General features: G+C 31.0%; 12 protein-coding genes and 1 pseudogene. 11 read left to right on the plus strand and 2 right to left on the minus strand.

What is annotated here, in order from left to right; translation table 11 throughout:
• The first annotated feature begins 253 nt into the window (after nucleotides 1-253).
• The gene (locus EAI83_RS16620) at nucleotides 254-592 is read left to right on the plus strand and encodes a hypothetical protein (RefSeq protein ID WP_129976222.1); all 339 of its coding nucleotides are present in this window, start codon (nucleotides 254-256) and stop codon (nucleotides 590-592) included.
• Nucleotides 579-1,694: a hypothetical protein gene (locus EAI83_RS16625; RefSeq protein ID WP_129976224.1), complete on the plus strand. Its 1,116-nt coding sequence runs from the start codon at nucleotides 579-581 to the stop codon at nucleotides 1,692-1,694. Before EAI83_RS16620 ends, EAI83_RS16625 begins: the two co-directional genes overlap by 14 nt.
• A 1,907-nt stretch (nucleotides 1,695-3,601) precedes the next feature.
• Here EAI83_RS16625 and EAI83_RS16630 read toward each other — a convergent pair.
• Nucleotides 3,602-4,096 (minus strand): hypothetical protein, encoded by a 495-nt coding sequence (locus EAI83_RS16630; protein WP_129976226.1) that lies wholly within the window; start codon nucleotides 4,094-4,096, stop codon nucleotides 3,602-3,604.
• Nucleotides 4,093-4,299 (minus strand): helix-turn-helix domain-containing protein, encoded by a 207-nt coding sequence (locus EAI83_RS16635; protein ID WP_129976228.1) that lies wholly within the window; start codon nucleotides 4,297-4,299, stop codon nucleotides 4,093-4,095. The genes EAI83_RS16630 and EAI83_RS16635 overlap by 4 nt, the downstream gene beginning before the upstream one ends.
• A 1,084-nt stretch (nucleotides 4,300-5,383) precedes the next feature.
• Here EAI83_RS16635 and EAI83_RS16640 point away from each other — a divergent pair.
• The 9 genes and pseudogenes from EAI83_RS16640 to EAI83_RS17950 form a co-directional block, all read left to right on the plus strand.
• A complete protein-coding gene (locus EAI83_RS16640; protein WP_129976230.1) occupies nucleotides 5,384-5,674 on the plus strand; it encodes a hypothetical protein in 291 nt (96 codons plus the stop codon).
• Nucleotides 5,671-5,811 carry a hypothetical protein gene (locus tag EAI83_RS17375; protein WP_161206398.1) on the plus strand — a complete coding sequence of 47 codons (141 nt, stop codon included), beginning with the start codon at nucleotides 5,671-5,673 and terminating at the stop codon, nucleotides 5,809-5,811. The genes EAI83_RS16640 and EAI83_RS17375 overlap by 4 nt, the downstream gene beginning before the upstream one ends.
• A gap of 2 nt (nucleotides 5,812-5,813) precedes the next feature.
• Entirely contained in the window at nucleotides 5,814-5,999 is a 186-nt protein-coding gene (locus tag EAI83_RS16645; RefSeq protein WP_129976232.1) for a hypothetical protein, read from the plus strand.
• An 18-nt stretch (nucleotides 6,000-6,017) separates the two neighbouring features.
• The gene (locus EAI83_RS16650; protein WP_129976234.1) at nucleotides 6,018-6,221 is read left to right on the plus strand and encodes a hypothetical protein; all 204 of its coding nucleotides are present in this window, start codon (nucleotides 6,018-6,020) and stop codon (nucleotides 6,219-6,221) included.
• Nucleotides 6,222-6,249: 28 nt separating this feature from the next.
• Nucleotides 6,250-6,438, plus strand: a complete 189-nt coding sequence (locus tag EAI83_RS16655; RefSeq protein ID WP_129976236.1) for a hypothetical protein — start codon at nucleotides 6,250-6,252, stop codon at nucleotides 6,436-6,438.
• A gap of 92 nt (nucleotides 6,439-6,530) precedes the next feature.
• Nucleotides 6,531-6,692 (plus strand): hypothetical protein, encoded by a 162-nt coding sequence (locus EAI83_RS17380; protein WP_161206399.1) that lies wholly within the window; start codon nucleotides 6,531-6,533, stop codon nucleotides 6,690-6,692.
• Nucleotides 6,693-6,774: 82 nt separating this feature from the next.
• A complete protein-coding gene (locus EAI83_RS16660; protein WP_129976238.1) occupies nucleotides 6,775-7,263 on the plus strand; it encodes a TSCPD domain-containing protein in 489 nt (162 codons plus the stop codon).
• Between the two features lie 62 nt (nucleotides 7,264-7,325).
• Nucleotides 7,326-7,649 (plus strand): hypothetical protein, encoded by a 324-nt coding sequence (locus tag EAI83_RS16665; RefSeq protein WP_129976240.1) that lies wholly within the window; start codon nucleotides 7,326-7,328, stop codon nucleotides 7,647-7,649.
• 72 nt (nucleotides 7,650-7,721) lie between these two features.
• A pseudogene (locus tag EAI83_RS17950) lies at nucleotides 7,722-7,829 on the plus strand (deoxyuridine 5'-triphosphate nucleotidohydrolase); the annotation flags it as partial.
• Nucleotides 7,830-7,978 lie beyond the last annotated feature (149 nt).

Raw genomic sequence — 7,978 nt, forward strand, 5'->3', positions numbered from 1 at the left:
CGGTACTTCGTACCGTTAAAAATGGAATAGCAGTTCCGCAGTAGCGGAACTGGCATTCCGTTTAAGCATAATTTGCATTTTTGGGAACGTTTTTGGGAAAATCGCTCCAAATGTTTTATAAAGGTTGATTTTAATAGGGTTACAGGCTTTTATGATTTCCCCCATTTCTACGTTTTTGGGAAAATAATTTATTTTTGGGAACGTTTTTGGGAAAATTTATTTGTTTTTGGGAAAATGAAAAGAGGTGTAAAATATGCGAAAACAAAAATATAAGGGACGATGCGAAAAGAGGATACTTTCAAAATCGGATGAGGTATGTAGATTTTACAGTGATTTGCAATCAAAATATGCAGATAAATTAGATTCCGATAACGGCATTAAACAGATCCATTGTAATGTATATTTATGTAATACTGAATATATGAGCGATTTTTTATGCACAAGAAAAAATGGAGATGTTTTTATACGGGAGTGTGTTGAAAGAAGGTTTCTCAATAAACCTATGACGATTAAAATGTTAGACATAAGCAGGAATTATTGGTTGAATCACGGAATAGAAGATTGGGGGATTGTAACAAATGTTGAAGAATGATTTACTAAAAAATAATGGTGAAATAATTAGAATTATTACAATCAAAAATAATCACGCTCTTGTGATTAATTGCATTAAACGCAACATGCCATATTGGATAAACATAGAATTGCTAGAATCATATATCCCATGTAATGATCAAGAATTACTTATCATAAGTCATAAAACTTTATATAATATTAATGAGTTAGATGCAAGATCCCAAAGCATTATTTATTTTAGATACGGCATTATAGAACCTTTAATTTATGAAATAGATAACAAGAAAAAAAGAAATATTTTAAAAAAAAACATATCCATCCAAAATAACATTAGTGGACAAACTTTAAGAAAGTATTTATGTGATTATTTAGCATTTCAAGACAAAACAATTTTAGCACCTAAAAAGAATATATCAAATAAAACCCTTAGTAAAGATGAAAAGAATATGCGATGGGCGTTAAATAAATTCTTTTATACCAAAAGAAAAAATAGTCTATACACAGCATATTTATTTATGCTTAAAGAAAAATATACTATTAACGATAAGTTACAGGAAAGTCATCCCTCTTTTTATCAGTTTCGATATTTTTACAGAAAAACAAAAAAATTACAAACATATTATATTTCCAGAAATGGAATTAAAGATTATCAAAAAAATCATCGTCCGTTACTAGGAAATGGAATTAAAGAATTTGCTCCAACGATAGGAACTGGTATGCTAGATTCAACTATCTGCGATATCTATCTTATTAATACAGATGGAAACATTATAGGTAGACCAATTTTAACAGTTTGCATAGATGCTTATTGTGGATTATGTTATGGATATAATTTGTCATGGAAGGGAGGTATCCATTCTATATCTGGATTAATGGAAAACATTGTTTCAGACAAACATTTATTATGTGAAATATTTGGAATTAACATAGGGGAACATGAATGGATTAATAAATCAATTCCAGGAACAATGGTGACAGACAAAGGAACAGAATATATATCAGCTTCATTTGAACAATTAGCGGAGCTAGAATTATGCGAAAATTTGACACAATTTAGACTGGTATTTTCTGATGGAATGAGATTGTGGACTTCGAGAGGTGTGATTGTTGCAGTGGAGTAATAAAATGAAATGCATTTAAATAGGAAATGATACTGTTTATTTATATAGATGTGATAAGGGATTTTGGGATTTTGGGTGATGGTGAAATTGGATTGAGTTTGTGATCATGAGATATGTGATTCGATAGGAGTTCGAGGAGAGTTCGTAAATTATTAGATTTTACAAGGGATTTTTGAAATTAAGATGAGTGATTTTGGGTAAAAATAGATGATTTTAAATTGTCAGAAAATTTATTTTGCGTTGATATGTAAGTGTGTGGTCGAACTCTATGTCGAAGTCGGATAGGGTAGTTTTGATGAATTGTGTGTGAATTTGATACAATTTATTGAGAGAGTGATGATGTGATGGATGAGTGAGAGTTTTATGCTAGTGATATAATGTGATGATTTGTAATTTTGATTTTTGGACGTGGAGTGTGAGTTGAACACATACACCCCAAACGTCAATGCTTCAACGCTTTAAAAATGTAAAGTATCCCCCTGCCCTGGCGTTACAATCTATACAAAAATAGTATAATATAGCTGATCCTGTAAAGCCTTGCTATAGTTGATTAAATCTAACTTTTGCACTTTTTGCGAAAGTGTAAAAAAGTCAAGTTTTGTTATTTTTTGACTTTTTTCTGGCGGTGATCTGGATAAAATATTGGATATAAAATAATTTGAAGCACAAAACAATGTAAAAAAGATAGTACATACTAACTTACACCGCCCCATGCTACAATTAAATTGTATATACAATATAGTTAATTATTACGATATAATGAAAAAGTGAGAAAACAAGAGCAAATAAGAGATAGCAAGAGATAATGTGCGAAAATACACGAAAACACAACATTTTCAAAAAAGTTCGTAAAAGTGTTGCAAATGCAACAAAAAAGTTATCCACATTAATATTGAAGTTATCCACACAGTTATCCACATATACACACATAACCACATAATACAATACTAATATCCACATAATATAGTATCTAATACAATTACACGTAGTATTCAAAACTACATACAAAATTCCAGTCGTGCAGCACGCCCAAAATCCGTATATATAATATATCTCACAGCATCAGTCCTGAGATCATAACGCACATATAACACAAGATCATATCACACATGTATATATCAATCTGAGATCATCATATCATATCACGCACACTGTACACGCATAACATATAACGCTAATATACCATACACATACAACATACATACTCATACAACCATATATACAACCATACTCATATACATATGATATCATACAACCATACATTATACATACATACTCACATCATACATATATAATACTATTATACCACATTAACCATATTATAATACCATTATACAACCACACTAAACACTATACCAGATCAACCACAAAACACTTATAAATCATTATAATATAAGGCATTGCATACGATTATATTAATCAATATATCAACCAAAAAACAGCTCACAATAAACCATAACAACTCACAAAAAAATAATACCATAATAATACTACAATCAGATAAAAATAGATCTATCACAAGTCAATTATAAATCAATCATATAAAATTAATATGGATATATCGCAATAAAAACGAAAATATCCATAACAAAAATATATCTTAAAACCACATAATACCACGCTTATATCAGATAAAATCCACATAAATAATCATAATAAAATCACATCAAAACAAAACATCTGATCTGACAAAAACATCACATAAAAACGATCATATCCGAAAAACGACCTTGTAAAACGCCCTATAATCCATTTTCTTGACATAAGCTAACACTTATATCATATAAGCATTAAAACGTCTTAAAACGTAAATTACAAGCTTATAATGGTATATCTGTAAATAAGGCATGATATACAGGTTATACAGATCACAAGCGTTATACGGTATTATATCCTATTATATGCGATTATTTTTCTTCTTTTTCATGATAACTTTTACAATGGCTTGATCCAGGACAACGAGCTTTTAACAAATTACAAATTTTGTTTATCTTTTCATAATAAATACATTTTCTTTTATCTCTACGCTTATTATCTTTATTTTTTAAAAACTCAGTATGACATGACGTTCCTATGTTTTTGCTTAATATTACATTTTGTAATGGCATAGATTCATGTATTCCTGACTGACTAGGATAATCTAAATATTGATCTTGATATCTTATATTTTCACATGATGCTTTAATAGATGCTTTTCTTTTCTTTTTTCTTTTATATTGTGTACAATCTTTCGCAGTCACACAATAGCTGATATGACACTTTTCATTTTTACATTTTTGATTTTTTGAATTATAAAATATACATGTCCTTTTATCTTTACGTGTTCTTTTCCCTTTTTTACTGTAATACAGTAAATTGCCGTGTATAATCGAATTGCTGTTTTTCTTATATGATCTTGTCATATTTCTTTTCTATATTCTAGTATATCACCAGGTTGTAATTCAGTTAATTCACATAATTTATTTAATGTTTCAAATGTAATTTTTTCGCCATTTCTCATTTTTTGCATCTGAGTTTGATTAAATATTTTTTCTTTTTTTATCTTATAAGTATTATAACCATGTTTTTTTAATTCATTTAATACATCTATTTTGTATATTATCAACAAAAACACCTCTTTCTAAAAGTAAAATATGTGCAAAATAATGTAATCTAAAAAATAGTGTACAATATAGACTAAAAATTAGATTATAATTTATTCAAAATGCCAATTGATATAATCTAAAAAATAGATTATAGTAATACCATCAACAGAGGACATAAAGCAATACATAGTCCAGTTGATATCTAATTAAATAAAGTGACACACGGACTTGTTACCGTGTGAGCGATAAAGCGAAAATATCGTGATGTCGGGCGTCTTGGATGGGACGCCACACCGATACGAAAAAGTAGATATCGCAAGTATAACAAGGTGGTTGACTTGTCCCACAAATACATAAAAAAGGAGGTATCATTCAATGTATACAGATTTTGGATACATTGGAAAAGTGGATGGCATCGAGTATGCAACCATCGAAGAAGCACTCGAAGCCAACGCTAACAATTAACACAAGGGGCGTAGCTGAAAAGCTTGTAAGTCCCCTTAAATAGATACCTCCAAGTAACATATTAACATTTTCAAATAGTGCAGTCAACCGCACTATAAAAAAGAAAGTGATGTCCAAACAAGTAACAAAAACTTGCAAGGGTTGCGATACTGACAGGATGGCAAGGAAAAGAAAAGTCCGATCAAAAGCCCATGTTAACAGGGTAACAATAACAAAAAAGTCGGTTGTCCGTATCCGATCAAAAAACGGCGGTATGGTAAAACCCGTAAACGTTTCCTGTCCGTAGCCATAGCACGGAGGACAAAAAACCATATGGAGGGTGTAAACAATAATACATCCTATCGTTAATGAAAAGGAACGTAAAACAAAAAAGTGGGACAAATACAGGTTCTTAGAATGTGAGCGGATCACAATAAAAACCGCAACTGTATAACTTGCAAGCGGTTAATCATTAATCACTTGCTTTTTGTTTTGATAAGTTGCAAGTCATACGGGCAAGCAAAGCAAGATCCTTTTCGGGCAAAAGCATAAGACCTGGATGGGCGGTGAGTAGTAGATAAGACTTGTTTCTAATGCCTGATAATATGGCTTACAAAAATGAGAACAAAAAAGAGAATACAAATACAGGAGGATATAAAAATGAAAAAATATGAAATTATTTCCATGATGGATGATAATTCATCCATTGTAACTGGAGTTGCATATATCGGCACAACAGCCGATATCAAAGCACTTTGCAAGTCTATCAGACGTGCAAGTGAAAAAGAAAGTACAAATCTGTATTTTCTTTTCTGTGGTGCACAAAAATTCTCAGAAAATAAACAGGTTTACGGACTTGTTATTTCTGATGATGATACGGTAACGATCATCACATCTGACACTTTCGCCATGATGCTAGTATCTGGCGAATTAAAGGAGGTAAGATCATGACATTTGAAGAAATGTTGAATAGCATCGAGATCGACACTATTCCAGATGATGATCTCGATGATGAAAAGGAAGAAAGCTTTGATGATTTTGATGATGATCTCAAAGATTTCTTCTCAGATATATTACAGGAGGATTGAACATGATCATTAATATAATTTACTGCATTTTATTTATAGGTGCGGTACTGTTTGAAGCAGAAATAATTATTGATGATTTACAAGGATCATCAATAAAAGAAAAAGCCGTATGTCTTTTACAGTATACGGCTATATTTGCAGTACTTGCCATATTTGGTTATGGCTTGTATCTTGCAATGAGATTGTAATTTTAAAGAGGTAACACGATGAATAAAGTTAATATCACAGCTCACACATATGTATGTGAGCTTCCCGAAACAATACAGAATCAAATTTTTCAGGAATGCAAAGATACATTTAAAAGTCTTGCATTTCCCGTTGATATTCAAGAGCAACTTGACAACGTCAAGGGCTGTAAAATGTGTGATCTTGAGGATACGATTAACGTCCAGAAGTATTACACAAAATAAAATCCATGTTTTAAGGAGGTAAACAAGAATGAATATAACAATAACAACAATAGATGAAGAACAAATCACAGGCGTTGAGATTAATTTAGTAAAACTCAATAGAATGGCAAAGGAAAATAAATTTATTATATACAAGGGCAATATCCTTGATGAAAATTTGACAGTTTGGATGCTTTTTGAGTGTGATGGAGTTTTTTATTTAGTAGAAAAAGATTGATTTATAGGCAGTAACATAGCACACAAGTATATAACGCTTGTGTGTTTTTTAGTACCTATAATAAAGATCATAAATAAAAGGAGAATATAAAAATGAAAAAGAAAATCATTGCAACGTTATTCATTACTATCATCGCAACAAGTGCATTCCTGATGGGACACGCTACGACAGCAACAGAAAAAACCATGATTGCTGTTGAGGATGTAACAGACTGGAATACAGATGGGAAAGAAATTTCTCTGATCAGATATTAATGATGATAAAGAAAAGAAAACTCTTCCAAGAGGATATATTGTCGTTGCAGATGATAACGTAATTGGATTAAAACGTAAAGTTATGTCTGGATGTGGAAGTTTACATATTGTAGCAATGTTTGATCCTATCACTGGCGAATTACTTGAAACCTACATTTCAAAAGGTTCTACAGGTGGATGTCAATCAAATTTAGCTGCTGTATCTCGTTTAATTTCTTTAAGCGCAAGAGCAGGAGTTGATGTATATACAATTGCAGATCAATTAAAAAGTTGTCCTGCTTGCCCTTCATATGTTGGAAGAACAATGACTAAACATGATACAAGCAAAGGAAAATGTTGTCCTGATGCTATTGCCAATGCACTAATTGATATGTATAAAGAAATGAAAAATAGCATTTTTAGTGACGATATTGAAACGTCTAATGTGAAATCAAAAGTAATTAAGAAAAATACAGAAGATAAAGAACAATCTGTTAACGTAAAAAATCCGTGTCCTGTATGCGGAGAAGAACTTACTTTTGAAGGTGGATGCAATGTTTGTAAAGCCTGTGGATGGAGCAAATGTGATTAATTAATATATAAAAATTGTGGGAGTCTTAACCGATTCCCACACCTTAAAGGAGAAAATAAACTATGGTTGAGCCAAAGAATTATCGTATAAAATCCTTTGTGAGAGAAAGAGATTTTTTAGCAAATAACTTTAAAAATTCATACGGTTATTACTTGTTAGACAAACCTCTTTATAAAGAAGAAATCATACTGCATTTATCAGTAGATAAAGAAGATAATTTTGTATCTATCAACGTGAATTATGCTAATGGAACAGTATTTGCATCATTCCATAATCCAGATGACAGAGGTAATAACAATCTTTATAAAAAAGTAGTTAAAGCATATAACAAACTCATGAGCAACATGAAAGATATCTTTGAGGAAATTGAAGATGAAAACTATTGAAAACGGTAGCGTTGTTTATTATACAAGAGTGTTCCCGAACACAGGTACATATGATCAGTACATATTAATTTAGGTGATGCATTTGCTCAAGGAATCTTTATGGAGTATGGAATCACGGAAGATGATCGTGTAGAAACCTTTCGTAATGGTGGATTTGGCAGCACAGATAAGAATAAATAAGAAGTCGTTGAAATTTTCACTTGCTAAAGTCGTGTAGTTCTATTATAATGTAGTCGATCGAGATTTTTACTATGTTATAGGGCAACACCAATTAGCTTGAAAATATTGCCCCAAATATAAAATAGATCTTGATTAATGCAAAGCATTGT

The sequence above is a fragment of the Blautia sp. aa_0143 genome (assembly GCF_004167315.1).
Classification (GTDB): Bacteria; Bacillota; Clostridia; order Lachnospirales; family Lachnospiraceae; genus Blautia_A; species Blautia_A fusiformis.